Origin of the sequence: Escherichia sp. WS33, assembly GCF_046486385.1 — a bacterium.
In the GTDB taxonomy this organism is placed as follows: domain Bacteria; phylum Pseudomonadota; class Gammaproteobacteria; order Enterobacterales; family Enterobacteriaceae; genus ECMA0423.
Genome location: NZ_JBJQLJ010000017.1, coordinates 75670 through 101227, shown reverse-complemented (window position 1 = coordinate 101227; position 25558 = coordinate 75670). Strand labels below are relative to the sequence as shown.

Here is a 25558-nt window from a genome sequence, read left to right as displayed (position 1 = left end):
CCTTAACGAAAGGGGGGAGGTCGATTTTAGGCGCTAAAGAAAGAAAAGATAACGCCTGACATCATTTTCAGATTTTGTCCTGCCCAAGCGACAACTGCGTTAGCCACAGCCGGGTGTCGAACTCAAGCTGGTGGTACTGCGGCTCCATATGGCAGCACAACTGGTAAAACGCTTTGTTATGCTCTTTCTCCTTCAGGTGCGCCAGTTCGTGCACCACGATCATACGTAAAAACGGTTCCGGCGCGTTGCGAAACACAGTAGCGACGCGGATCTCTGCTTTTGCTTTCAGCTTGCCGCCCTGCACACGAGAAACAGCGGTATGTAACCCGAGCGCGTTTTTTAGCACATGGATCTTATTGTCATACATCACTTTATTGATCGGCGGGGCATTACGCAGAAACTGATTTTTCAGATCCTGAGTATATTGCCAGAGGGCTTTATCGGTGGCGTAGTCGTGTGTTCCCGGATAGCGTTTTGCCAGCACATCGCCCAGACGCTGTTCGTTAATCAGCGTTCGCACCTGGGAAAGTAGCTGCTCGGGATAACCCTGAAGATAAGTAAGATTGTTCATAACCGCCCACGAAAAAGAGAAAAAGGGTATACTCACGCACCCTTTTCAGGGGCAACGTCGAAATTTTATCATTCAGGAGGGCCGATGAGCCACTTAGACAACGGTTTCCGTTCACTGACACTACAACGTTTTCCGGCGACGGATGACGTTAACCCGCTACAGGCGTGGGAAGCGGCGGATGAATATTTGCTGCAACAGTTGGACGACACAGAAATCCGCGGCCCGGTGTTGATCCTGAATGATGCCTTTGGTGCGTTAAGCTGCGCGCTGGCGGAACATAAGCCGTACAGCATTGGCGACTCATACATCAGTGAACTGGCGACGCGCGAGAATTTACGCCTCAACGGGATTGATGAGTCGAGCGTGAAGTTTCTCGACAGCACCGCCGACTACCCGCAACAGCCGGGTGTGGTGCTGATCAAAGTGCCGAAAACACTGGCATTGCTGGAACAGCAACTGCGTGCGCTGCGCAAAGTGGTCACGTCGGATACACGTATTATTGCCGGTGCCAAAGCCCGTGACATTCACACTTCCACGCTGGAGCTGTTCGAGAAAGTGCTCGGCCCGACCACCACTACGCTGGCATGGAAAAAAGCGCGCCTGATTAATTGCACTTTCAATGAACCGCCGCTGGCCGATGCGCCGCAGACCGTTAGCTGGAAGCTGGAAGGTACTGACTGGACTATCCACAACCATGCGAATGTCTTCTCCCGCACCGGGCTGGATATTGGCGCACGCTTCTTTATGCAACATCTGCCAGAGAATCTCGAAGGTGAGATTGTCGATCTCGGCTGTGGTAACGGCGTTATTGGCCTGACGCTGCTTGATAAAAACCCGCAGGCGAAAGTGGTGTTTGTCGATGAATCGCCGATGGCGGTCGCTTCCAGCCGAATGAATGTTGAAACCAACATGCCAGAGGCGTTGGATCGCTGCGAGTTTATGATCAACAACGCGCTCTCCGGAGTGGAGCCTTTCCGCTTTAATGCTGTGCTCTGCAACCCGCCGTTTCATCAGCAACATGCGCTGACCGATAACGTCGCCTGGGAGATGTTCCACCACGCCCGCCGCTGCCTGAAAATCAACGGCGAACTGTATATCGTTGCCAACCGTCACCTGGATTACTTCCATAAACTGAAGAAGATTTTCGGCAACTGCACCACCATCGCCACGAATAATAAATTTGTGGTGCTGAAAACAGTGAAGCTGGGGCGTCGTCGGTAAGATTGGGAGTTACCTGCCGGATGCGGCGTTAACGCCTTATCCGGCCTACGTTCAGCACGTTACTCCCAGGCCGGATAAGACGCGGCAAGCGTCGCATCCGGCAATGTCTGCCCAGTTCTGGAATCGCGCTTCCATAAAACAAAAAATCCCTGTCACCATCCTCTACATTCTCTTGTTTAGCGTTGTTCAACGTTTATGCTACATACGTGAAGTTATGACGCATAAAGAATACGATTTCTTTACCGCTGTTCATCGTACTAAGGGGAAAAAATGATTGCGATTGCCGACATCTTGCAAGCAGGAGAAAAGCTAACTGCTGTGGCACCTTTTCTGGCGGGTATTCAGAACGAGGAACAATACACCCAGGCGCTGGAACTGGTAGATCATCTGCTGCTCAACGATCCTGAAAACCCCTTGCTGGATCTGGTGTGTGCAAAAATAACCGCGTGGGAAGAATCAGCGCCCGAATTTGCGGAATTTAATGCCATGGCTCAAGCCATGCCTGGCGGTATAGCCGTGATTCGTACCCTTATGGATCAATATGGTTTAACCCTTTCCGATCTGCCGGAAATTGGCAGTAAATCTATGGTGTCACGCGTTTTGAGCGGGAAGAGGAAATTAACGCTGGAACACGCTAAAAAATTGGCAACGCGATTCGGCATTTCTCCCGCCTTGTTTATTGATTAACGCGACGTGCCGGATGCGTTGCATCCGGCGCTTCAAATAACGATTTAAATCTCCAGCGCCAGCCGTGTTCCCTGGGCAATTGCCCGTCGTGCGTCCAGCTCCATAGCCACATCGCAGCCGCCAATTAAATGCACAGTTTTCCCGCTATCAATCAGCGGTTGCGCCAGCGCGCGGTTTGGCTCTTGCCCTGCGCAGATCACCACATTGTCCACTGCTAATACCTGCGTTTCGCCGTTGATCACCACATGCAGCCCGTCATCGTCAATCTTCTGATAACTTACGCCTGGGATCATTTTCACACCCCGCGAGAGCAGGGTGGTGCGATGGATCCAGCCGGTGGTTTTGCCTAACCCCTGTCCCGGTTTGCTGGCTTTGCGCTGGAGCATCACAATTTGCCGTGGGCTACGCGGGATCTGCATTCCCTGCGGGCTTAAGCCACCAGCCTGTTGTAGGCTGCTGTCGATCCCCCACTCATTACAGAACCTGGCGATATTCTGGCTGGTGGATTCGCCCGGCTGACTTAAATACATCGCCGTATCAAAACCAATCCCGCCACAACCGATGATGGCAACCTTGTTGCCTACCGGCGCTTTGTCGCGCAGTACATCGAGATAACTCAATACCTTCGGATGATCGATCCCGTCGATAGGCGGAACGCGCGGCACGATCCCACTGGCGAGGATCGTTTCATCGAACGCCTGTAACTGATCCGCCGTCACGGTGTGATTGAGTTTCAGCGTCACGCCCGTCACTTCGATCATCCGGTGGTAATAGCGCAGCGTTTCGTAAAACTCCTCTTTGCCGGGGATCTGTTTGGCGATATTAAACTGCCCGCCGATCTCGCTGTGGGCATCAAACAATGTTACCTGATGCCCACGCGCCGCCGCGTTAATGGCAAACGCCAGCCCAGCAGGTCCCGCACCGACCACCGCCAGATTTTTTTTCTGCACGGCAGGAAGGATTGGCATTTTGGTTTCGTGGCAGGCGCGAGGATTCACCAGGCACGAGGTGACTTTGCCAACGAAGATCTGATCGAGGCAGGCCTGATTGCAGCCAATGCAGGTGTTGATCTCATCGGCTCGCCCCGATTGCGCTTTTGACAGCAGTTCCGCATCAGCAAGAAACGGTCGTGCCATCGATACCATATCGGCATCGCCGCGCGAGAGAATGTCGTCGGCAACCTGCGGATCGTTAATCCGGTTGGTGGTCACCAGCGGCAGCGAGACGTGGCCTTTCAGTTTGCGCGTGACCCAAGTAAATGCGCCGCGCGGCACGGGCGTGGCAATGGTCGGAATACGTGCTTCATGCCAGCCAATGCCGGTGTTGATAATGGTCGCGCCCGCCGCTTCAATGGCCTGCGCCAGTTCTACCGTTTCGGCAAAAGTGCCGCCGCCTTCGACCAGGTCGAGCATCGACAACCGGTAGATAATAATGAAGTCGTTGCCGACGCGTTCGCGCACCGTACGCACTACTTCTACGGCAAATCGCATCCGGTTGCGGTAATCGCCGCCCCACTGGTCACTACGCTGATTGGTGCGCAGCGTCAGAAATTCGTTGATCAAATACCCTTCGGACCCCATTACCTCTACACCGTCGTATCCTGCCTCCCGTGCCAGTTGCGCGCAGTGGGCGAAATCGTCGATCAGTTGCAGGATCTCTTCATGCGTGAGTTCGTGAGGAACGAAACGGTTGATGGGGGCCTGCAATGCGGAGGGAGCGACCAGATGCGGTTGGTAGCTGTAGCGCCCGGTATGCAAAATTTGCAGGGCTATTTTGCCGCCTTCCTGATGTACCGCTTCGGTAATGGTGCGATGGTGTGGGATCTGGCTGGCGTCGTTGAGCATTGCGCCACCTTCCATGCCAACGCCTGTTAAATCTGGTGCAATGCCGCCGCTGACAATCAGCGCCACGCCGTGACGGGCGCGTTCGGCATAAAACGCTGCCAGCCGCTCGGCACCGTCCGGGTATTCCTCCAGCCCGGTGTGCATTGAGCCCATCAACACGCGGTTTTTTAACGTGGTAAAACCTAAATCCAGCGGGGCGAACAGCGACGGGTAGCTCATAAAATTGTCCAGTATGTAAAATAATTGTTATGTGGTCGGATGAGTTCTAATTTAGCCGTCGCCGGAGAAAAGGGAAAAGGGGAGTGCGGGGTTTGTGATGGGATTCAAAAAGAATACGCCCGGTGGTAACGCCGGATGCGACGCTTGCCGCGTTTTATCCGGCCTGGGGGATTGCACATGTAGGGCGGATAAGGCGTTCACGCCGCATCCGCCAGTGGCGCGGTGCAGTTGCCGGATGCAACGCTTGCCGCGTTTTATCCGGCCAGGAGGATTGCACATGTAGGGCGGATAAGGCGTTTACGCCGCATCCGCCAGCAGTTGCAAATTATTGCTTACGGAAAAAATCGTTATACAACATATACAAATGCGCGGCACTCCAGGAGAAATTTGGTGCGCCTTGCTGTGCGCCTGTCAGCGGGTTGTAATTTTCCTGAATTGGTCCATCGGCGGTTAACCCTTTGGCGTGCCGGAAGAACGTATCCGCCAGCTTCAGGGCATCATCACGATAACCGTAACGCTCCATCCCTTTCAGACCAAACCAGAACTGATCCACCCATACGCGCCCACGCCAGTAGATATCAGCGCCAAAAGCCGGATTGGTTAACGCCGCCGTTCCCAGCGGGACAAAGGTGTTGAACTCTTTAGGATCGAGCATCACCTTCACCACCGCGTCGGCATTGGCCTGCGTTGCCGCACCGTTAAACAGCGGCGACCAGCCTTCCGGCCCTTTACCGCGCTCAACAATCGGTTTGCCCGCGCAGCCGTTCGCCAGTGGTTTATCTTCAATACGTACGTCATAGTAGAACTGGGTAGTCGGGTCGAACATACAGGTGTTGATGTAGTCCGCGAGCTGCTGTGCCAACTGGCGATAGCGTTTGGCCTCTTCTGGCTTACCGAGGATGGTTGCCATCTCCGCCAGATAATGGTTATCGCTGTACATATAGCTGGCCTGATCCACCGACTCCTGCAATAGCGAGTAGCCCAGCAACGTTCCGTCCTGACTGCGGTTTTCGGCGAATTTCACCGTCCAGTCGCTACGTTTGCCGCCGCTTGCAACATATTTATCCAGCTGTTCTTTGTCGATAAAACCAAAGACGGCGGCATCATCACGCCCCGATTCCCACGACGCAGCGACCTGTGCCGGAATTTCCAGACTGTCGTACTGGCCTTTCTCCACCACGCGGGCGTAGTTGTTCAGCCCAGACTGCGTCTCTTCTTTGTTGCCTTTCTTCACCGTAAACAGCATCTCGCCGCTCTCAGTGTTGTGGGCTTTGTCGCGGGTCGCGCCATATTCCGGCACGCCGTTGCCGTTGTGATCGCGGTTACGTAACCACCAGTCGTGATAGGCCACCAGTTTCGGGTACATCTCTGCCAACCAGGCTTTATCCTGGGTGACGTTGTACACTTCCATCACCGACCAGGCGGCAAGGCTGGGTTTGGTATTACGTTCGTTCCAGTTGCCGCCATCGCCACCACGCTCGGGGCTAAGGTTCCACGCTATCAGGTCGGGGACAAAGCCCACATCCTGCGGACGCACGCTATCGCCAGGCTGGATCTGCCAGGAGAAGACCGCGCGGATATTCTCTTTGGCGATGTCCGGATTGAAATGCGCCATCGCAAACGCCTGCTTCCAGGTATCCCACGGCCAGGTCTGATTGCCGGAGAACCAGCGCCCGGTCACCGACGGTGTAACGGTGTTAAATTTCACCGCACCGCCCGGTGAGCGCCAGTTACCGTTGAGCGTTTCGATCGCTTTCACCGCGACGCGCGTCTGTTCCGGCGTCGCATCCGGATTGGTTAACCCTTTCTTCAGGTATTCTTCCCAGCGTTGCTGCGAGGCGGTGAGATAAAACGCCGGACGCGCCAGAATATCGCGGATCTGCATTTGCTCTTTGCTAACTTCCTGAGCGGTCAGCAGATGGGAATAGGTGGTGTAGAGCGTGGTCGAACCGTTGATATGCGCCTTACTGGTAAAGCGATTACCGTTGATTTCAGTCTGCACCGGCAGGGATTTATGCACCTGATATTCCGATTCGCCGGAGGTCAGCAGATCCCAGGTGGCGCGCACTTTGCCAAAGGTGACTTTCAGGCCATCACGGGTGGCGCTGATTTTGCGCTGATAGTCAGGGTATTCGCCAGCAATGGTTTTATCGGAAAGCGGTTTCCCTTCTTTCGCTTCCAGTTTTTCCAGCAGTTCGCCGTCCCACACCAGATCCAGCGGTTTATTGCTGGTGATTTTGGTTTCCAGTAGTGACGTGCGCGGCGTGGCGAAGCGCAGAGTCATTTCGACTTGCACATCTTTTGCTGTCAGTTTTTGCACCAGCGCACCGGGAATACTGTATGCCTCCAGCGTAAAGTCGACTTTCTTGCCGTCCTGCCAGACGGTCAGGCGGTCGAAATTGCTGGCCATAAAGTTGATGTACTCTTCCGTCAGCAGCGCAACGCCCGGAAAGCCGCCCATGGTGTTAGGGCCGTCTGGCAACAGATGACCATGCCAGGCTCCGAGATCGAAAAACGGATTAAAACGCTGGTGATCGTCGTAATCGTAATCCTTCATGTACTGCGGCGCGCCAGTACGGTTAATCACGTTTTTATAATTGTCGGCGTTAGCGGCATGGGCGGAAAAACTTATCAGCAGAGCGCAGGTTACTGGCGTTAAAATAGTTTTTATTTTCATGAAATTACAGTCCTTATTACCAGTAGAAATATTGCATCAGGAAGATTTGGTCGCTGGGATCGTGAGAGGCATTTTTCATGTAGAAGCGGCTATCAAAAGCCGTGGCGAAACGTCCGCCGCCGTATTCGTACCAGATACCAAACTGCATGAAAGAGGTGGTTTCATCGTCAGCGTGGTCAGGGCGATGTTTGGCGTAGGTGTAAGCGGTGGAGAGATAAACGCCCTTTAACGCTTCATACATGGCGCTCACCATCATCCCACTTTCACTTCCCGGTACGTCCAGCCCGTCGGCGCGTCCGGTATGGTGCCAGGCGCGAGCGGCAAAGTTAGGAGTTAGCAGGCCCGTGAGATAGAGCTGTCCTGTGCCGTCGGTGATTTCCAGACCGTTCATCCAGGTGATGCCTTCGGCAAGGTCATACTGGATGTAACCGTTCATCATTGCCGGATAGGTGTATTTGTCGTCATAGCGATCGTACTTGCCAAAATGTAGCCAGGCTTTGCTTTCGTCATGATGTCCGGCAGGTGTGGCGGTGACGCTATAACGAAAGTTGCCGCTTAAGTTCTGCACCTTCAGCGCGGTCATAATGTCGCGGGTATTGGGAATGACGTAGCCCAGATCGGGGGTGAAGTCGCCCCACCATTGCAGGTCATCCAGCGAGGAATCCTGACGCAGACTGAGCATGATTTCGGTGCCATCATTGGTACGATAACCGCCATAGAAACGGTTAATTCCGCCCTCGAAACCACCCCAGCTATGGTCTGGCACCCAGGCATTGCCGTCGTGGTCGGCCTGCACGGTCCAGCCTTCGCCGTAAATCAGGCCGAACCAGGAGCCGTACTTCATCTCCAGGCCACCTTCAATATAGGTACCGTCGCTGTATTTATGTTTATTCTCACCCTCTAAATCCATATATCCACCAACCCCTAATTCGCCGTAAAAACGAAATGAAGGAGAAGATGTCGAGGTAATTGCAGGTGTTTTTGTGTCGTCATGTTCTGCCGGACGTGCTTCTTCTCCTGCCGCAGAAAAGGCGTAGCAAAACGGCAGAGCAAGTAATGCTCTGCATGGTGCAGTGATTAATTTCATTGTGTTAATCCATGAGCTAAAGAAAAAGTACAGCCTTTTATCGTTGTAATTATAAAAATATAAAGGCAGAAACTATTTTCCCTCTCCTCATCCAGGAAGAGGGAAAATGCCTGCTCATTTTTTATTATTCTGCTTAATCAACATTGCTGGCTGGCGTCGCTTCAATATGGCGCTCTTCAGCCGTTAATCCCTTTATATATTTACTGTATTTCCACCACGCAAAGCCAAGGAAGATAACAATACCGCCGACGTTATAAAAAATGATGGTCAGAATATTCGCGCCAGTCGGGAATGTCGAAGCGACAAACCCTACGGCAAATATCGCAATCAGCATTGAAACAACGATAATACCGGTGCGGCGGGAGCCCATACGGAAATCGCGTGGCAGGTGATCTAATTTGGCGCGTAAATTCAGGTAAGCCAGCATGATGAATAACGGCGGAAGCATGGACGCTGCGGCGGTCATATTAATAATAGTATTCATCAGATCCTGCACGGTATTGGAACCGAGCATCGGGATAATCATCAGCGGGATGACGATCAGGAACTGGATCCACGCTGCGCGCGCCGGAACGCCGTTTTCGTTCAGTTCGACGGTTTTCTTACCAAAGATGCCTTCCGGGATTTCGGAGAAGAAAATTTTCACCGGCGTTGCGGTCCACATCAGCAGGGAACCGAACATCGCGGTAAAGGACACCAGACCGACAAAGCGATTCATCAACGCTTCCGGTAGACCAAAATACGCCGCCATGCCGTGGAATACCTGCACCGATCCGCCGGTAAATTTCAACTCTTTGCTGCTGACGAAGACGTTAATCAGCACCGAGGAGACGGAATACAGTACGCCGATAAAAATCCCGGCGAGGATGATCACTTTAACGAACGATTTCGAACCGCCTTTGACGTCGTTAACGTACACAGCGACGGACTCCGCGCCACCTGCGGCCATAAAGATCCAGGTGGTAACGCCGAGGAACGCCCAGTTGAAGTTCGGGATCATCGCGTCAACGGTGATGGGGTCAGCAGGCTGTACGCCGCCAACCAGCGCCGTACCTGCCAGTAAAATGTAGGAGAGCGTTAACAGCAGCATCAGCGTTGAAGTGACGGAGGTAATTGGCCCCAGCATTTTCGCCCCGTTGGTGGAAACCCAGGTGGAGAAGGCGAACAGCACCATACTGATAATGGTGGTGGCAACCGGCGTCATAATATATTCGTAGCCGAGGAAGGCATACGAAGCATAAGCAATAACGCGCGGCAACAGTGAGGTGAAAAAGAACAGGTTTACGAACCAGTAGGTATAGGCAGTAATAAATGCCCAACGTCCGCCCAGCGAACTTTTTACCCACGCGTAGACACCGGCTTCTGAGTTTTTATTTAACGAAACAAATTCTGCGATGATCAGACAGAAGGGAATAAAATAAAAAATCGTCGCGAGGAAAAACATCGGTGCCGAGGCCAGTCCAAGCTCAATATTATTATTGATAACGTTGTTAAAGCTGTAAACGGCGGCAAAAGTCAGCGAGAGCAAGCCGAATTTGCCGATTGTATTACGTTTGGTATCAGACATAACACATCTCCGAAAATGTGTAGGGTAGCGGTGGCGGCAAACTCCTTTTGCCGCCGTAGTTGTTATTTGTTATGGAAATAACCATCTTCGATGGTGACTTTGAGAACCACTTTTTTGACCGCGTTATTGCAGATAAACCGATACGCTTCATGGATATCGCAAATAACGATTTGCCCTTCGTGGACCTCAACGGTTTCTCCGCAGCCTTTTAAATATTCACGGTCAGTTTCATCACGATAATATTCCACTACCTGTAATGTCTCTTTCGGCGCATATTCAATTTTTTGCTGCCCTTGCAGGTAGTAATGCACTTCAAAATAGCGTCGATGCCCGGTAAATAGCGCATCGGTCGCGGAGTCTGTCTCCACGCGGTAAGTCAATGAGTCACCGATGGAGTGGGCGACGCCAGGCTGAATGTTGTCGATATTTTCAATCGCTTCAACGCAGCGTTGCCACTTCTTGCCAGAGGCGTAAATCTGGCGGAACTGTTCTAAGTTATCGATGATCCTCATTGCTTATTCTCGCTGTGCAAATTCGTGGAAAAGAACCCTGCGCCGAACTCATACGACGCCAGGCTTTGCGCGGTAGCTTCTCCGCCAGAAACCGGCAGCAACGTAAAGCCGTAGCTGAAGTCACGGAACCAGACGCGCCAGGAGTCCAGCACCTCGCTGCCCCAGGAGTTGGAGCCGAGGCCAAGCAGCTGGTGGTCGAGGTTCAGGGTGATGTCATCACTGCGCTGCAGCTCGTTACAGTGCTGGGCAGCGTGGATGTTTTCCTGGGTATAGCGCCAGGCGCTGAAGTTAATTGGGCGCTGCGGAACCACCAGCAGACCGTTGCCGTGGCGGTTAGTCAGTGCCGTCCAGCGGACATGCTGACGGTTGCCGTTGTTCTGCGGGAAGGGATAGTTCTCGAACATGGCATCGACGGTGCTGCGCCAGATATCGATGATGTTAGCCTGCTGGCTGTCGGCGTAGTTTTCGCCCGGTCCACGACCGTAATACGCCACCTGATCGTATTCGCCGTTAATCCCCATGGTGAAACCGATGCACGGAATGATGTGCGGATAGTCGCCGTAACGCTCGCCGGAAAGCGCCACGTTAACCTGGCCATCGGCAGCGATGCGCCAGATGTAGGTGCAGCGCATCCCGAAGTCAAACACCGGCGGGGCAATAACTGTGCGGCTGATGATCAACACTTCACCATCGCTCTGTTCTACGGCAAAGTCGCGCAGATGTTCCTGCATGATCTGCAAATGATTCGGTTGCCACAGCCCTTCGTACTCCTGCTTGTGGTTGTCGATCATTGGCTTGAAGAAGTTGATCTTTGGCTCGCGGGTCAGCAGCGACTCGCCATTCACCTGCCAGGATGTCGGTTTGCCACTCATTTTTGAGAAGGTGATCGCGAAGTTGTAGCCGCGAACGGTGCAGCTCAAACGATCGTCTTCCAGCGTCAGCGGACGCGCATTATTTGGTGCGAAAGGCACTGGTTGCGCGGTGTTTTCCTTCAGCGGGAACTGATAAGTGGCGATAGAATGCCCGGCTTCGCTGTAGCGGGTGCGGGAATCTTTGGTCACCGTAATGTTGAGGAACGCTTCGCGGGCGTCCAGCTGCGGCAGCGTGATCTGCAAGGGGGCTTCGCTGTTCGGCGCAACGTCGCGCAGTTTAATCTGCTGCGTCGCGAGCGTTTCACCTTCGACGCGCACCTCTGCGTGCAGGGTGTAGTCATCAAGCGTGGTAAACCACAGTTTATTTTCGACTTTCAGCTCGCCGTGAGTCAGATCCAGCGCGTGGATTTTTACCGGCGCGATAACCTGTTTGTACTCTTTCAGGCCCGGTCCCGGCGTCTGATCGGAATAGATCAAACCATCAAGACAGAAGTTATAGTTGTTGGGATAGTCGCCGTAGTCGCCGCCGAATTTATACCAGACGTTGCCGTTGTCATCCTGCGCCTGGATCCCGTGGTCGCACCACTCCCAAACATAATGTCCCTGAATACAATCGTGCTTATAGAAGACGTTCTGGTACTCCGTCAGCCCGCCTGGTCCGTTCCCCATCGCATGAGCATATTCACAGATGATGCGCGGCTTCGGATGCGGGTATTCACCAAACTCATTCATCAGCGGCACGCGGGTGTACATGGTGGAAATAATATCGACCACTTCAGCATCGCGATCTTCTTCGTAATGCACCAGTCGCGTGTCATCCAGCGCCTTCGCTGCGTGGTACATCGCGCGGATGTTACAGCCATAGCCGGATTCATTGCCCAGCGACCAGATGATGATCGACGGATGGTTTTTCTGCGCGTGAATATGGCGAACAATGCGCTCGACGTAGACTTTTTCCCACTGCGGATCGTCGGTAATACGGCTGATATCGCCGACATTAGCAAAGCCGTGCGATTCGACGTCGGTTTCCGCCATCACAAACAAGCCGTAGATATCACACAGTTCGTAAAAACGCGGATCGTTCGGGTAGTGAGCGGTACGCACGGAGTTGATATTGTGCTGCTTCATCAACTGGAGATCTTTCTCGACGCGATCCATTCCAACGGCGCGGCCTTTGCGATGATCGTTGTCGTGACGGTTGACGCCGTGCAGCATCACATAACGGTTATTGATCCAGAACAGACCGTCGCGCACTTTGATATCACGGAAGCCAACGCGTTGTGGCACCACTTCCAGAACGTTGCCGTTGGCGTCTTTCAGCGTCATGACCAGATGGTAAAGATAAGGGGATTCTGCTGACCATTGCTGCGGCTGTTCGACAGTAAAAGCAAAGCTGGCGCTGGTCAGTTTTTCAATTGCCAAATGATCAATGGCGCTGCTGTGCACCACGCGTTCGCCATCAAACAGGGTATATTCCAGCGTCGTGACGACAGGGGAGGCGGCGAGATTTTCCAGCACCACTTCGCAGGAAAGCGTGGCATCGCAATAGGCTTCGTCAAAGTCGGTACGCACAGTGAAATCGTTAATATGCGTTAGGTGTTTTCCGACCAGATAAACATCGCGGAAGATCCCCGCTGACCACCACATATCCTGGTCTTCCACGTAGGTAGAGTCCGCCCACTGCATCACGCGCACACACAACAGGTTGTCGCCGGTTTTAACCATCGCGCTGATGTCAAACTCTGCGGTCAGGCGACTGCCCTTGCTGAAACCCACATACTGACCGTTAACATAGACTTCAAAATAGGTTTCGACGCCGTCAAATTTAATCAGCGTCTGTTTACCCTGCCAGCCGTCGCTGAGGGTGAAAATACGTTGATAGGCACCGGTTGGGTTATCGCTGGGGACAAACGGCACATCGATGGGGAACGGAAAACCTTCGTCGGTATATTGCAGTTTGCCGTGACCTTCCATTTGCCACATGGCGGGGACGGTAATATGCCCCCAGTCAGCCATTAACTCAGAGGTGAAGGCTTCTGGTACTTGCAGCGGATGGTCAAAAAAGTGGAAATTCCACTGACCGCTTAAGGGCAGAAACAGGCTGCTGGTTTCGCGGGCAAAGGTACGCGCTTGCGCAACAGAATCATATGAAAAAAAGTACGCACGCGGCGCAAGTCGGTTTTCGTGGGTGAGCTGAATGTTTTCCCAGCGATTCATAGGGCCTCCCGGTAGAGAGAAATCGGAACCATTCATGGTGATGGTAGTTTGTGTAATTGCTGGGGAGTTTAGTAAAATTTTTACTAAAAAGTAGCAGGTAAATGCATTTACTTTAACTGGATCACGAAAATAAACGGCAGCACTGTCCGGCAAAAACGATTGCCGGACAGTGTGTAAGGGGATTTAACGGGTCGTGCCGCGCAGTTTTAATTTGCTGGGAACGAAGACTAACAGCGGCAGCGCGCGACCATCGCGGGCTTTTTCATACACCAGGTTAACGCCCTGACTTCCCATCATCTCGGAATGGATGCGCACGGTGGAGAGCGGCGGAAAGGTAAATCGCGCGGTGGGGATATCGTTAACGCTGATAAGCGAAATATCCTGTGGGATGTTCAGGCCTCGTTCATGAATTGCCCGCAGTACGCCGATAGCAATGGAATCGGAAGCAACAAACAGTGCCTTCGGATAGTCTTCCCGCGCCAGCATTTGTTTTGCCAGTTCATAACCCGACGAACTGGAAAAACCGCCGCGCCAGATATCCTCTTCGCGTACCACTTGTTTCAGTCGGCCATATTCCGCAAAGGCGACCTCACGAATATCCGCCTTGCCAGGCTCATCTTCACCGCCAATAAAACCAATACGATTAACGCCCTGGTTGATATAGAAGTCGATGATTTCTTTACTGATGCGTGCCAGATCGATATCCACCGCATCGTAACCGCTGCCGGGTTCGTGAAAGTCGATAAAACAGATATTGTCGGTCAACGCACAGGCGGCGGCGCGCAGGGCGGGCGTGGGTTTGCCGACAATTAAAATACCGGTGACGTTTTTAATGTCTGGTAATCCGCTGTGTTCATAACAGTTGGTGAGCTCAATGCCCAGCTTTTCGCACTGAGTTTCAATGCCGTGGCGGATCGCCAGATAGTAAGGATCGTTGATCTCCAGCTCCTGTTGGTAGCTGTAGATAGCCAGAATATGGTGTTGGTTGACTGCACCTGTCTGGAGTTTACGGGCACTACTGGTCTTGTACTCCAGCTTTTCGGCGATCTCGAGAATGCGATGTTTCGTCTCTTCTTTCACATTCAATGTCGGATCGTCATTTAAGACCCTGGATACTGTCGCCAGGGATACGCCAGCTTCGATTGCGATGTCTTTTAGTGTTGCCATGTTTACCTTTTTTACTTTCCCTGATGTGCGCCCCCATTGTAGAGGAAGTGCTTATCGGGTCACCTGTTTTCAGTAAATAAAGCGCGTTTCTTTGACGCTGTAACGGTAACACAGCGGCTCACGAATGTGATCACGCCTGCATTCTCCATTTTTAGCCTACAGGATTGAGAAAAACTTTTGCTATAGTTTAGTAAAATTTTACCCGAAGGGAGGAAACAATGGAAACCGTGGCTTACGCTGATTTTGCACGTCTGGAAATGCGCGTCGGAAAGATTGTGGAAGTGAAACGCCATGAAAACGCCGACAAGCTGTACATCGTACAGGTTGATGTGGGGGAAAAAACACTGCAAACCGTGACCAGCCTGGTGCCGTACTACAGCGAAGAAGAGCTGATGGGGAAAACGGTGGTGGTCTTATGCAATCTGCAAAAAGCGAAAATGCGTGGTGAAACGTCGGAATGCATGCTGTTGTGTGCGGAAACCGATGACGGCAGTGAAAGCGTGTTGTTAACGCCGGAGCGGATGATGCCTGCGGGCGTACGCGTCGTATAAAAAGATCGGATGGCGACGTCGTATCGCCATCCGATTTGATATTACGCTTCTTCGACACTTACTCGCATGGCCGCCAGCGCCTTACGCGCCGCTTTGATCACCAGTTCACACTGTTCAATGGTCAGTGTCAGTGGCGGTTCAATGCGGATCGTTTTGGCGTTATTGAGCGTTCCGGCCACCAGTACGCGCTGGCGGAACATCTCGCTGGCAAAGTTATAGCCGATTTCGTTATCAACAAACTCAATTGCCATCAACATCCCTTTACCACGCGCTTCCTGTACCAGATCGGGATATTCCCGCGCCAGTTGACGGAAACCGTCCAGCAACATATCGCCTTTTTGCTCAGCCTGAGCCGGTAAGTTCTGCTCCAGCAACACATTGATGGTCGCCAGCGCCGCCGCACAGGCCAGCGGGTTGCCGCCAAAGGTGGTGGTATGCAGGAATGGGTTGTCGAACAGAACTGAAAACACCTCTTCAGTGGCGATGGTCGCGCCAATCGGCATCACGCCGCCGCCGAGCGCTTTGGCAAGGCAGAGGATATCCGGCTGTACGTTCTCATGCTCGCAGGCGAACATCTTGCCCGTGCGCCCCATGCCCGTTTGTACTTCATCGAGGATCATCAGTGCGCCGAACTCATCGCATAGCTTACGTACGGCGGTGAGATAGCCCGGCGGCGGCAGAATTACGCCACCTTCACCCTGAATCGGTTCGAGGATCACCGCAGCCACATCATCACCGGTTTTTTTGCACTCGTTAAGAGCCGTGCGCATGGCTTCGATATTGCCAAACGGCACATGACGGAAGCCCGGCAGCAGTGGCATAAACGGTTTGCGGAAGGTCGATTTCGCCGTGGCCGACAGCGCGCCAAGTGATTTACCGTGGAACGCGCCGCTGGTGGCAATAAAAGTAAACTTGCCGCGCGGTGACTGGTAAGCTTTCGCCAGCTTCAGCGCTGCTTCAACGGACTCGGTGCCGCTATTACAGAAGAAGCTGTATTTCAGTTTACCGGGCGTTAGCGCAGCAAGGGTTTTCGCCAACATCGCCCGTAACGGATCGAGCAGCTCCTGGCTGTGCAGCGGTTGTTTCGCAAGTTGATTCTGTACGGCGGAAACCACAACTGGATTACGGTGCCCCACGTTGAAAATTCCAAAACCTCCCAGGCAGTCGATAAACTCCTGTCCCTGGGTGTCGACAAGCGTATTTAAACCTCCCGCTTGCCACTCTACGGCTCCGTAATCCCCGCCGGCGGTAACAGATTTGCGATACTCTAAAAACCCCGGATTGACATGCTCTTTGAAGTATTCAATCACCTCTCGGTTAAGTGCTTTCATCTCCTCATGATCCAGCGTTCGCTTCTCAATGAGATTCAGGGCGTGGGCGCTGCACGCTAAAGCCGATGCGCTCGAAGGTAACCTGTTCAAAATATGCTCCGGAGGCTCGCGTATCACATGATACCGATTTAAGTATTGCAGGGATTGCGCCACTCCGGCTGCGATCGCGAAAATCGGGATAAACACAAATTCGGTTATCATTTGTGCAATATTTAATGCTATCTGTTAACATTTGTTGTTATTTTGCACGGTTTTTGTCGGGTATGGATTTGATGATTGCTGCGCAAATGCACGTTTTCAGGGCAATAATTGCCTGATTTTTGGGCAAGATAATTAACGTTTTCGTATAGTAACAGAGTGAAAGTATTTTAAATCAAAGAATTAGATTTGTGCTTTAATCGCAAATTGCGATCTAAATCAAATTAATCGGTTAAAGATAACCGCAGCGGGGCCGACATAAACTCTGACAAGAAGTTAACAACCATATAACCTGCACAGGACGCGAACATGTCTTCTCATCCGTATGTCACCCAGCAAAATACCCCGCTGGCGGACGATACCACTCTGATGTCCACTACCGATCTGCAAAGCTATATCACTCATGCTAATGACACTTTTGTGCAGGTGAGCGGCTTTACCTTGCAAGAGTTACAAGGGCAGCCGCACAACATGGTGCGTCACCCGGATATGCCAAAAGCGGCGTTTGCGGATATGTGGTTCACCCTGAAAAAAGGGGAGCCCTGGAGCGGCATCGTGAAAAATCGCCGCAAAAATGGCGACCATTATTGGGTGCGGGCCAATGCGGTACCGATGGTGCGCGAGGGAAAAATCAGTGGCTATATGTCGATTCGTACCCGGGCGACGGATGAAGAGATTGCGGCGGTGGAGCCGCTGTACAAAGCGCTGAACGCCGGACGTACCAGTAAGCGTATTCATAAAGGCCTGGTGGTGCGTAAAGGCTGGCTGGGTAAACTGCCTTCATTACCGCTTCGCTGGCGGGCGCGTGGAGTGATGACCCTGATGTTTATCTTGCTGGCGGCCATGCTTTGGTTTGTTGCTGCCCCGGTGGTGACGTATTTCCTCTGTGTGTTAGTGGTATTGTTGGCAAGCGCTTGTTTTGAATGGCAGATTGTGCGCCCGATAGAAAATGTCGCCCGTCAGGCACTGAAGGTGGCGACCGGAGAGCGTAATAGTGTTGAGCACCTGAATCGCAGCGATGAGCTGGGGCTGACATTACGCGCGGTAGGGCAGCTTGGCCTGATGTGCCGTTGGCTAATTAACGATGTCTCAAGCCAGGTGTCCAGTGTCAGAAATGGCAGTGAGACGCTGGCGAAAGGCACCGATGAACTGAACGAACATACCCAGCAGACAGTTGATAACGTTCAGCAAACGGTGGCGACCATGAACCAAATGGCGGCGTCGGTGAAACAGAACTCTGCCACGGCGTCGGCTGCCGATAAACTTTCTATCACCGCCAGTAATGCGGCAGTGCAGGGTGGGGAGGCGATGACCACGGTGATCAAGACAATGGACGATATCGCCGACAGTACCCAGCGCATTGGCACCATTACTTCGCTGATTAACGATATTGCGTTTCAGACCAATATTCTGGCCCTGAATGCGGCGGTGGAAGCGGCGCGTGCCGGCGAACAGGGCAAAGGTTTTGCAGTGGTGGCAGGGGAAGTGCGTCATTTAGCCAGCCGCAGCGCTAATGCTGCCAACGATATTCGCAAGCTGATTGATGCCAGTGCTGATAAGGTGCAATCCGGTTCGCAGCAGGTACACGCCGCCGGACGGACGATGGAAGATATTGTGGCACAGGTGAAAAACGTCACCCAGTTGATCGCCCAGATTAGCCATTCAACGCTGGAACAGGCCGATGGGCTTTCCAGCCTGACCCGTGCAGTGGATGAGCTTAACCTGATCACCCAGAAAAATGCCGAGCTGGTGGAAGAGAGTGCGCAGGTGTCGGCGATGGTGAAACACCGCGCCAGCCGACTGGAAGACGCGGTGACGGTGCTGCATTAATCGGTATGCCGGATCCGGCGGTTGGAGCACAATGCCTGATGCGATGCTGGCGCATCTTATCAGGCCTGCGGGGTGTGTAGCGGGTGTAGGCCGGATAAGGCGCGTCAAGCGTCGCATCCGGCAATTGCACCGCGCCACTGGCGGATGCGGCGATTAATCCAGTTGCGTAATATCAAAAGCGGCGCGGTCGATCACCGCAATGATCTTTTTTATTTGTGCATCACTGATATCGCTCTGGTTGACGCGTAAATCCAGCACCGCTTTAAAATTATCCAGCGCCCGCTTCATTTGCGGGTTCTGGCGCAGCGCCGCGCCAACGCAACGCGCTTTGATGCGTTCTTCAATCATCTCCACCTGTTCGCGGTTTTCTTCCAGCCACTGCGCGCCTTGTTCGGTCAGCGCAATCTGCTTCTTACCACCTTCCTCTTCGCGGATGGTAATCAGCGACTGCTCCTGCAGAAAATCCAGCGTTGGGTAGATGACGCCCGGGCTTGGGGTGTAATTCCCCTGGGTTAGGTTCTCAATCGCTTTAATCAATTCGTAACCGTGGCTGTCATCGCGCGAGAGAATATCCAGAATCACCAGACGCAATTCACCGTGACCAAAGAAACGTTGCCGACGACCGCCGCCGCGACCGTGGCGACCACCGCAGCATTGACCGTGTTCATGCTGGTGACCGTGTCCGCAGTGCTCGTGTTCTGACTTCTCACCTTTGCAGCAGCCCTCATGGCGTGGCTGGCCTTCATGTTTACAACACCCTTCGTGATGATGGCTCATATCAGCCTCCTTTTGCTTGATTAGATATATCTAATTTATATCTGATGTGAGCACTCTTGCAAGAATAAAAATGATTTTTAAATGTGGACTCATCTCACACGTAGGCCGGATAAGGCGTTCACGCCGCATCCGGCGTTGAGTAATGATGCCTGAGAAGAGGCGGTTCGTCTTGTCAGACTATAGACATATCAGTTCTACAAATCGCTTGCATTTATCATGATTAACAATCATTATCATTTGCGAAAATTATTTAGATATATCTGATTACCATCACGAAGGCGATAACAATGAATAACTCCCCCCGCTACCCGCAGCGCGTTCGCAATGATCTGCGCTTCCGTGAATTGACTGTGCTACGCGTTGAGCGTATTAGCGCCGGTTTTCAGCGCATTGTCCTTGGCGGCGAGGCGCTGGACGGTTTTACATCGCGCGGCTTTGACGATCACAGCAAACTCTTCTTTCCTCAATCTGATGCTCACTTTGTGCCGCCAACGGTAACGGAAGAGGGCATCGTCTGGCCGGAAGGACCACGCCCACCGTCGCGTGACTATACGCCGCTGTATGACGAACTACGCCATGAACTGGCGATTGATTTCTTTATTCACGACGGTGGGGTCGCCAGCGGCTGGGCGATGCAGGCGCAACCGGGCGATAAACTTACGGTGGCAGGTCCGCGCGGTTCGCTGGTGGTGCCGGAAGATTACGCGTATCAGCTGTATGTCTGCGATGAATCCGGAATGCCCGCACTGCGCCGCCGCCTGGAAACGTTGAGCAAACTTGCCGTTAAACCGCAAGTTAGTGCGCTGGTTAGCGTGCGGGATAACGCCTGTCAGGATTATCTCGCGCACCTTGATGGTTTTAATATCGAATGGCTGGCACATGATGAGCAGGCGGTAGATGCGCGTCTGGCGCAGATGCAAATCCCTGCCGATGATTACTTCATCTGGATAACCGGCGAAGGTAAAGTCGTTAAGAATTTAAGCCGCCGCTTTGAAGCGGAACAGTATGACCCACAGCGGGTACGTGCAGCGGCTTACTGGCACGCAAAGTAACTGATATATAAAAAGAAAAAGGCTGACGATTTCTCGTCAGCCTTTGCTATATCTGGTGGCCCCTGCTGGACTTGAACCAGCGACCAAGCGATTATGAGTCGCCTGCTCTAACCACTGAGCTAAGGGGCCATGGTAGCGGATTATAAAGTAACTCCGTGTCGCAATCCAGCCATTACCGTGCGCCTGCTGTTTTTATAAACAATGTATTTTCAATCCGTTATACTTTTCCTGGTGATGTTAGAAAGGAGTAAATATGGTTGAGGATATTTTGGCTCCAGGGTTACGGGTCGTGTTTTGCGGTATCAACCCTGGGCTTTCATCCGCCGGGACTGGTTTTCCCTTTGCTCATCCAGCAAATCGCTTCTGGAAGGTGATATATCAGGCCGGGTTTACCGACCGTCAGTTGAAGCCGCAGGAGGCACAGCATCTGCTGGATTATCGTTGTGGCGTCACCAAACTGGTAGACCGTCCAACGGTGCAAGCCAATGAAGTTTCAAAGCAGGAGCTGCACGCAGGTGGGCGTAAGCTGATTGAAAAAATTGAAGATTATCAGCCGCAGGCGTTGGCGATTCTGGGCAAACAAGCATATGAACAGGGATTCAGCCAGCGCGGTGCACAGTGGGGGAAACAAACGCTCACCATTGGTTCGACGCAGATTTGGGTGCTGCCAAATCCCAGCGGTTTAAGTCGCGTTTCACTAGAGAAACTGGTTGAAGCGTATCGCGAGCTGGACCAGGCGCTGGTAGTGCGTGGGCGATAAAAAACGCCACCGAAAAGGTGGCGTTTGTGCAAAGGGACTAGTGCCGGGTGCGGCGTAACGCCTGATCCGGCCTACCGATTAATCGTCCAGGAAGCTACGCAACACTTCAGAACGGCTCGGGTGACGCAGTTTGCGCAGCGCCTTCGCTTCGATCTGACGGATACGTTCGCGGGTAACGTCGAACTGTTTACCCACTTCTTCCAGCGTGTGGTCGGTGTTCATATCGATACCGAAACGCATACGCAGAACTTTCGCTTCACGCGCGGTCAGGCCAGCCAGCACGTCGTGCGTTGCCGCACGCAGGCTTTCGGTGGTCGCAGAATCCAGCGGCAGCTCGAGGGTGGTATCCTCGATGAAATCCCCCAGATGCGAATCTTCATCATCACCGATCGGCGTTTCCATGGAGATTGGCTCTTTGGCGATCTTCAGCACTTTGCGGATCTTGTCTTCCGGCATCAGCATACGTTCAGCCAGTTCTTCCGGCGTCGGTTCACGGCCCATCTCTTGCAGCATCTGGCGAGAAATACGGTTGAGTTTGTTGATAGTCTCAATCATATGCACCGGAATACGGATGGTGCGCGCCTGATCCGCGATAGAACGGGTGATCGCCTGACGGATCCACCAGGTTGCGTAGGTGGAGAACTTGTAACCACGGCGGTATTCGAATTTATCAACCGCTTTCATCAGACCGATGTTGCCTTCCTGAATCAGGTCAAGGAACTGCAAGCCACGGTTGGTGTATTTCTTGGCGATAGAAATAACCAGACGTAAGTTCGCTTCAACCATCTCTTTCTTCGCACGGCGGGCTTTCGCTTCACCGATGGACATACGACGGTTGATATCTTTAACCTGCTCGATGGTCAGGCCGGTTTCTTCTTCAATCTGCTGCAGTTTCTGCAGGGCGCGATGCACTTCTTCAGAGACATCGTGCAGTTTTTCCGACCACGGCTTGTTCATCGCAATTGCCGCGTTGAACCAGGTATCGCTGGTTTCGTTGCCGGTAAACAGGGTAATGAAGTTTTTCTTCGGCATTTTGCACTGCTCAACGCAGAGCTTCATGATCAGACGTTCTTGCGTACGAACGCGGTCCATCATGACGCGCATGCTGTTGACCAGGTAGTCAAACTGCTTCGGCACCAGGCGGAACTGTTTGAATACTTCAGACAGTTTCAGGATCTCTTCCTGAGCGGCAGCGTGACTGCGACCTTTCGCTTTGATGGTGTCACGCGTTACAACGTACTGAGCGCGTAGTTCCGCAAATTTTTCGCGAGCCAGTTCCGGGTCGATGCTGTTGTCATCATCGGCGCTGTCGTCATCGCCATCTTCTTCGTCTTCATCTTCGTCATCGTCCAGATCTTCCTGGGAAAGCTCAGAACCGACGTGAGTGGCGGTAGGTGCCAGATCTTCTTCTGCGTTCGGGTCAACAAAGCCGGTGATCAGATCGGACAGACGCGCTTCTTCTGCTTCAACACGATCGTACTGTTCCAGCAGATAGGTGATCGCTTCCGGATATTCAGCAACGGAGCATTGAACCTGGTTGATCCCGTCTTCAATACGCTTAGCGATGTCAATTTCGCCTTCGCGGGTCAACAGTTCAACGGTGCCCATTTCACGCATGTACATGCGTACCGGGTCAGTCGTGCGCCCGATTTCAGATTCCACGCTGGAAAGCACCTGCGCGGCGGCTTCGGCAGCATCTTCGTCCGCGGTGTTTTCAGCCAGCATCAGATCATCGGCATCCGGTGCTTCTTCCATCACCTGAATGCCCATGTCGTTGATCATTTGGATGATGTCTTCGATCTGATCTGAATCGACGATATCTTCCGGCAGATGGTCATTGACCTCGGCATAGGTCAGATAGCCTTGCTCCTTACCACGGGTGACAAGAAGTTTCAGCTGTGACTGCGGGTTTTGCTCCATAAGACGGTATCCACACTTATTTCATGAGGTTGGTGTTGGGCGATTGACCCGATGTCCTTCAGCCGTTAACGCTGAAATCCAACGGTTGTTTACCGCCAACGATAATTACGAGGGCGTACTTATATATTTGCCGCTGCCTCTCAGTGCGGCTGTCGGGGGCTTCCCGATCGCTCTTCGGCACTTAAGCCGTTAAATCACTTTTTCGCCAGCTCCTGGTTTAATGTCCAGAGCTCCAGGCGTTCTTCGTTGCTTAAACCATGCGTGCGCTCACGAGCGATTAACTCTTCCTGGCGCAGTTCAAGCAGCGAATCAAACATATGGTTGAGTGAGTCGGTGAAGGTTTGCTCAGCAATATTCTTATCTGCTATATCGTCCCACATCGACAGTTTTTCAAGGGTGGCAGCATTATTTGTACCACGATAGTGCTCTAAAAGTTGCCCGGTGGTCAGACCTGGCTGGGAGAGACAAGTGTTGACCAGTTCTCTGAATAAGCCAAGTCCAGGGAGCTTATTTTCATCCAGATTCTCAAGCGGCGGGACCAACGTCGCTAATTCTGGATTTTGCACCAGCAACCCTATAAGTATACGCATGGTCGTGCGTTTTAGCTGCGGAACAGGGCGAGAAACGCCGCTCTCTGCCGCTTTTGGCATTAATCGTTCAAGCTGGCTGTCATCAAGTATGCCTAATTTGTTGCCTAATTCCTGACGAAGATATATTCGCAGCGTTTCGCCCGGCACTTGCGATATCAATGGCAGTGCCAGCGTACTCAAACGTGCGCGCCCGTCAGGGGTACTCAGATCAACTTGCGGCATCAGGCTGTTAAACAGAAATGCGGAAAGCGGCATCGCCTGCTCCATCCGCGCTTCAAACGCTTCTTTACCCTCTTTTCGTACCAGCGTGTCAGGGTCTTCGCCATCCGGCAAAAACATAAAGCGTAGCTGACGGCCGTCTGTCATGTAAGGCAGCGCCGTTTCCAGCGCTCGCCATGCGGCATCGCGGCCTGCACGGTCGCCGTCATAACAGCAAATGACATTGTTGGTCGCGCGGAACAACAGTTGTATGTGATCGGCGGTGGTTGACGTACCTAACGACGCAACGGCGTAATTAATGCCGTATTGCGCCAGCGCCACCACGTCCATATAGCCTTCGACCACAAGCAGACGATTGGGTTCAGCGTTATCCTGCTGCGCTTCATAAAGACCGTAAAGCTGGCGGCCTTTATGGAAAATGTCTGTTTCCGGCGAGTTCAGGTATTTGGGGGTATCGTTGCCCAGCACGCGCCCGCCAAAACCAATCACCCGACCGCGTTTATCGCGAATGGGGAACATCACCCGCTCGCGGAAACGATCGTAACTGCGTCCCTGATCGTTAGTGACCAACATCCCCGCATCAATCAATGACTGGCGATTTTCTGGATTGCCGCCAAACCGCTTCAGGACGTTGTCCCAGCCGGGGGGCGCAAAACCAATCGCAAAGCGAGCGATAACCTCGTGGCTTAATCCGCGTTTTTCCAGATACTGGCGCGCAGACGTGGCAACAGGTTGTTGTAAAGATTGTTGGTAAAACGTATTCAGACCGTCCATCAACTGATAAAGCGTTTGCCTCTGATGGCGCTCGATCTGGCTGGGGCCGCTGCCTGCTTCAAATGGCACTTCAAGATTGTGCATTGCTGCCAGCTCTTCGACCGTTTCAACGAACTCGAGCTTGTCGTAGTTCATCAGGAAGTCGATCGCGTTGCCGTGCGCGCCACATCCAAAGCAGTGGTAAAACTGTTTCTCACCGTTAACGGTGAATGACGGGGTTTTCTCGTTGTGGAATGGACAACACGCGTGGAAATTCTTGCCCTGCTTTTTCAGCTTCACACGGGCATCGATCAGATCGACGATGTCAGTGCGTGCCAGCAGATCATTAATGAATACGCGTGGGATTCGTCCAGCCATAGGCCCCGATTTTTAGCAATTCATAAACGAAAATAAGCCGCGCATTCCTTTCGGAAGCACGGCCTTACAACTACAACTCGGTCTGATCGGAGAGCAACGCTCTCGGGGAATTAGTACAGACGAGTGCGGCGTGCGTTTTCGCGAGCCAGTTTCTTCGCGTGACGTTTCACTGCAGAAGCTTTAGCGCGCTTACGTTCGGTAGTCGGTTTTTCATAGAACTCACGACGACGAACTTCCGCCAGAACACCTGCTTTTTCGCAGGAACGCTTGAAGCGACGCAGAGCTACGTCGAACGGCTCGTTTTCACGTACTTTAATTACCGGCATGTGCCTCTCACCTTTGATTAATTCGGTTTGCCGCTGGCATCAACGCCAGCTTATTTCAAAATGGTGCGGAATTTTACTGCAATTGCTGCTGCTTTGTAAAGCACCGCGGCCTTTTTGAAAGGGACTTTTATAAGGGTGAGGAGTATACACGAGGCTTTCTCCAGGGGCGAACAAAGTTTTACATCAACCCGCATTGGTCCTACACTGCGCGGTAATAAAGCGAGGTAAAACA

The 25558-nt window shown here is 52.7% G+C and carries 19 protein-coding genes, 1 tRNA gene and 1 pseudogene; 7 read left to right on the top strand and 14 right to left on the bottom strand.

The window, feature by feature from the left end:
- Positions 1–67: 67 nt before the first annotated feature.
- A complete protein-coding gene (locus tag ACJHXA_RS15155) occupies positions 68–571 on the bottom strand; it encodes a M48 family metallopeptidase (RefSeq protein WP_001297151.1) in 504 nt (167 codons plus the stop codon).
- An 84-nt stretch (positions 572–655) separates the two neighbouring features.
- Here ACJHXA_RS15155 and rlmG point away from each other — a divergent pair, with 84 nt between their 5' ends.
- From rlmG to higA, 3 genes and pseudogenes are all read left to right on the top strand, one after another.
- Positions 656–1792, top strand: a complete 1137-nt coding sequence (gene rlmG / locus ACJHXA_RS15150) for a 23S rRNA (guanine(1835)-N(2))-methyltransferase RlmG (RefSeq protein ID WP_000018690.1) — start codon at positions 656–658, stop codon at positions 1790–1792.
- Positions 1793–1988: 196 nt separating this feature from the next.
- Positions 1989–2066, top strand: a pseudogene (locus tag ACJHXA_RS15145) (type II toxin-antitoxin system HigB family toxin); the annotation flags it as partial.
- On the top strand, positions 2063–2479 hold the full coding sequence (gene higA, locus ACJHXA_RS15140; protein ID WP_000560266.1) for a type II toxin-antitoxin system antitoxin HigA: 417 nt from the start codon (positions 2063–2065) through the stop codon (positions 2477–2479). The pseudogene ACJHXA_RS15145 and the gene higA, both read left to right, overlap by 4 nt.
- 44 nt (positions 2480–2523) lie before the next feature.
- Here higA and fadH read toward each other — a convergent pair whose 3' ends face one another.
- The 7 genes from fadH to ebgR form a co-directional block, all read right to left on the bottom strand.
- A complete protein-coding gene (fadH, locus tag ACJHXA_RS15135) occupies positions 2524–4542 on the bottom strand; it encodes an NADPH-dependent 2,4-dienoyl-CoA reductase (RefSeq protein ID WP_000121472.1) in 2019 nt (672 codons plus the stop codon).
- A gap of 325 nt (positions 4543–4867) precedes the next feature.
- Positions 4868–7219 (bottom strand): alpha-glucosidase, encoded by a 2352-nt coding sequence (gene ygjK / locus ACJHXA_RS15130; RefSeq protein ID WP_000695482.1) that lies wholly within the window; start codon positions 7217–7219, stop codon positions 4868–4870.
- A gap of 16 nt (positions 7220–7235) precedes the next feature.
- Positions 7236–8306 (bottom strand): protein YgjJ, encoded by a 1071-nt coding sequence (gene ygjJ, locus ACJHXA_RS15125; protein ID WP_000767652.1) that lies wholly within the window; start codon positions 8304–8306, stop codon positions 7236–7238.
- A 133-nt stretch (positions 8307–8439) separates the two neighbouring features.
- Positions 8440–9873: an amino acid permease gene (locus ACJHXA_RS15120; RefSeq protein ID WP_001285446.1), complete on the bottom strand. Its 1434-nt coding sequence runs from the start codon at positions 9871–9873 to the stop codon at positions 8440–8442.
- Between the two features lie 62 nt (positions 9874–9935).
- Positions 9936–10385 (bottom strand): beta-galactosidase subunit beta, encoded by a 450-nt coding sequence (locus ACJHXA_RS15115; RefSeq protein WP_001219954.1) that lies wholly within the window; start codon positions 10383–10385, stop codon positions 9936–9938.
- A complete protein-coding gene (ebgA, locus tag ACJHXA_RS15110; protein WP_001082869.1) occupies positions 10382–13474 on the bottom strand; it encodes a beta-galactosidase subunit alpha in 3093 nt (1030 codons plus the stop codon). Before ebgA ends, ACJHXA_RS15115 begins: the two co-directional genes overlap by 4 nt.
- Positions 13475–13657: 183 nt before the next feature.
- On the bottom strand, positions 13658–14641 hold the full coding sequence (gene ebgR / locus ACJHXA_RS15105; RefSeq protein ID WP_000212470.1) for a transcriptional regulator EbgR: 984 nt from the start codon (positions 14639–14641) through the stop codon (positions 13658–13660).
- 218 nt (positions 14642–14859) lie between these two features.
- Between ebgR and ACJHXA_RS15100 the strand changes: the two genes are divergently transcribed.
- Positions 14860–15192 carry a tRNA-binding protein gene (locus ACJHXA_RS15100; protein WP_000450589.1) on the top strand — a complete coding sequence of 111 codons (333 nt, stop codon included), beginning with the start codon at positions 14860–14862 and terminating at the stop codon, positions 15190–15192.
- A gap of 41 nt (positions 15193–15233) precedes the next feature.
- Here the strand turns inward: ACJHXA_RS15100 and ygjG are convergent, their stop codons facing one another.
- A complete protein-coding gene (ygjG, locus tag ACJHXA_RS15095) occupies positions 15234–16613 on the bottom strand; it encodes a putrescine aminotransferase (protein ID WP_001297164.1) in 1380 nt (459 codons plus the stop codon).
- Positions 16614–17030: 417 nt separating this feature from the next.
- Here ygjG and aer point away from each other — a divergent pair, with 417 nt between their 5' ends.
- Positions 17031–18551, top strand: coding sequence for an aerotaxis sensor receptor Aer (aer, locus tag ACJHXA_RS15090; RefSeq protein WP_000094682.1), 1521 nt, complete (start codon positions 17031–17033; stop codon positions 18549–18551).
- A gap of 153 nt (positions 18552–18704) precedes the next feature.
- Here aer and nfeR read toward each other — a convergent pair whose 3' ends face one another.
- Positions 18705–19328, bottom strand: coding sequence for a DNA-binding transcriptional regulator NfeR (nfeR, locus tag ACJHXA_RS15085; protein WP_000018003.1), 624 nt, complete (start codon positions 19326–19328; stop codon positions 18705–18707).
- 287 nt (positions 19329–19615) lie between these two features.
- On the opposite strand from nfeR, the gene nfeF reads away from it, so the two are divergent.
- Positions 19616–20380, top strand: a complete 765-nt coding sequence (gene nfeF, locus ACJHXA_RS15080) for an NADPH-dependent ferric chelate reductase NfeF (protein ID WP_001065909.1) — start codon at positions 19616–19618, stop codon at positions 20378–20380.
- 53 nt (positions 20381–20433) lie between these two features.
- On the opposite strand, the gene ACJHXA_RS15075 is transcribed toward nfeF, so the two are convergent.
- Positions 20434–20509: transfer RNA gene (locus tag ACJHXA_RS15075), tRNA-Ile, on the bottom strand.
- A gap of 124 nt (positions 20510–20633) precedes the next feature.
- Here ACJHXA_RS15075 and mug point away from each other — a divergent pair.
- On the top strand, positions 20634–21140 hold the full coding sequence (gene mug, locus ACJHXA_RS15070) for a G/U mismatch-specific DNA glycosylase (protein WP_000228937.1): 507 nt from the start codon (positions 20634–20636) through the stop codon (positions 21138–21140).
- A gap of 78 nt (positions 21141–21218) precedes the next feature.
- On the opposite strand, the gene rpoD is transcribed toward mug, so the two are convergent.
- From rpoD to rpsU, 3 genes are all read right to left on the bottom strand, one after another.
- Positions 21219–23060 carry an RNA polymerase sigma factor RpoD gene (gene rpoD / locus ACJHXA_RS15065; RefSeq protein ID WP_000437371.1) on the bottom strand — a complete coding sequence of 614 codons (1842 nt, stop codon included), beginning with the start codon at positions 23058–23060 and terminating at the stop codon, positions 21219–21221.
- 194 nt (positions 23061–23254) lie between these two features.
- Complete coding sequence (dnaG, locus tag ACJHXA_RS15060; protein WP_000918827.1) at positions 23255–25000, bottom strand: DNA primase; 1746 nt, start codon at positions 24998–25000, stop codon at positions 23255–23257.
- Between the two features lie 110 nt (positions 25001–25110).
- Positions 25111–25326, bottom strand: coding sequence for a 30S ribosomal protein S21 (rpsU, locus tag ACJHXA_RS15055; protein WP_001144069.1), 216 nt, complete (start codon positions 25324–25326; stop codon positions 25111–25113).
- Positions 25327–25558: the final 232 nt, after the last annotated feature.

Bases quoted from the DNA above. Each gene is read 5' to 3' on its own strand.
- dnaG (WP_000918827.1), bottom strand. From the start codon at position 25,000: ATGGCTGGACGAATCCCACGCGTATTCATTAATGATCTGCTGGCACGC.
- ebgR (WP_000212470.1), bottom strand. From the start codon at position 14,641: ATGGCAACACTAAAAGACATCGCAATCGAAGCTGGCGTATCCCTGGCG.
- ygjK (WP_000695482.1), bottom strand. From the start codon at position 7,219: ATGAAAATAAAAACTATTTTAACGCCAGTAACCTGCGCTCTGCTGATA.
- ACJHXA_RS15120 (WP_001285446.1), bottom strand. From the start codon at position 9,873: ATGTCTGATACCAAACGTAATACAATCGGCAAATTCGGCTTGCTCTCG.
- nfeR (WP_000018003.1), bottom strand. From the start codon at position 19,328: ATGAGCCATCATCACGAAGGGTGTTGTAAACATGAAGGCCAGCCACGC.
- fadH (WP_000121472.1), bottom strand. From the start codon at position 4,542: ATGAGCTACCCGTCGCTGTTCGCCCCGCTGGATTTAGGTTTTACCACG.
- nfeF (WP_001065909.1), top strand. From the start codon at position 19,616: ATGAATAACTCCCCCCGCTACCCGCAGCGCGTTCGCAATGATCTGCGC.
- ygjJ (WP_000767652.1), bottom strand. From the start codon at position 8,306: ATGAAATTAATCACTGCACCATGCAGAGCATTACTTGCTCTGCCGTTT.
- rpoD (WP_000437371.1), bottom strand. From the start codon at position 23,060: ATGGAGCAAAACCCGCAGTCACAGCTGAAACTTCTTGTCACCCGTGGT.
- aer (WP_000094682.1), top strand. From the start codon at position 17,031: ATGTCTTCTCATCCGTATGTCACCCAGCAAAATACCCCGCTGGCGGAC.
- ACJHXA_RS15100 (WP_000450589.1), top strand. From the start codon at position 14,860: ATGGAAACCGTGGCTTACGCTGATTTTGCACGTCTGGAAATGCGCGTC.
- ACJHXA_RS15115 (WP_001219954.1), bottom strand. From the start codon at position 10,385: ATGAGGATCATCGATAACTTAGAACAGTTCCGCCAGATTTACGCCTCT.
- higA (WP_000560266.1), top strand. From the start codon at position 2,063: ATGATTGCGATTGCCGACATCTTGCAAGCAGGAGAAAAGCTAACTGCT.
- mug (WP_000228937.1), top strand. From the start codon at position 20,634: ATGGTTGAGGATATTTTGGCTCCAGGGTTACGGGTCGTGTTTTGCGGT.
- rlmG (WP_000018690.1), top strand. From the start codon at position 656: ATGAGCCACTTAGACAACGGTTTCCGTTCACTGACACTACAACGTTTT.
- rpsU (WP_001144069.1), bottom strand. From the start codon at position 25,326: ATGCCGGTAATTAAAGTACGTGAAAACGAGCCGTTCGACGTAGCTCTG.
- ebgA (WP_001082869.1), bottom strand. From the start codon at position 13,474: ATGAATCGCTGGGAAAACATTCAGCTCACCCACGAAAACCGACTTGCG.
- ACJHXA_RS15155 (WP_001297151.1), bottom strand. From the start codon at position 571: ATGAACAATCTTACTTATCTTCAGGGTTATCCCGAGCAGCTACTTTCC.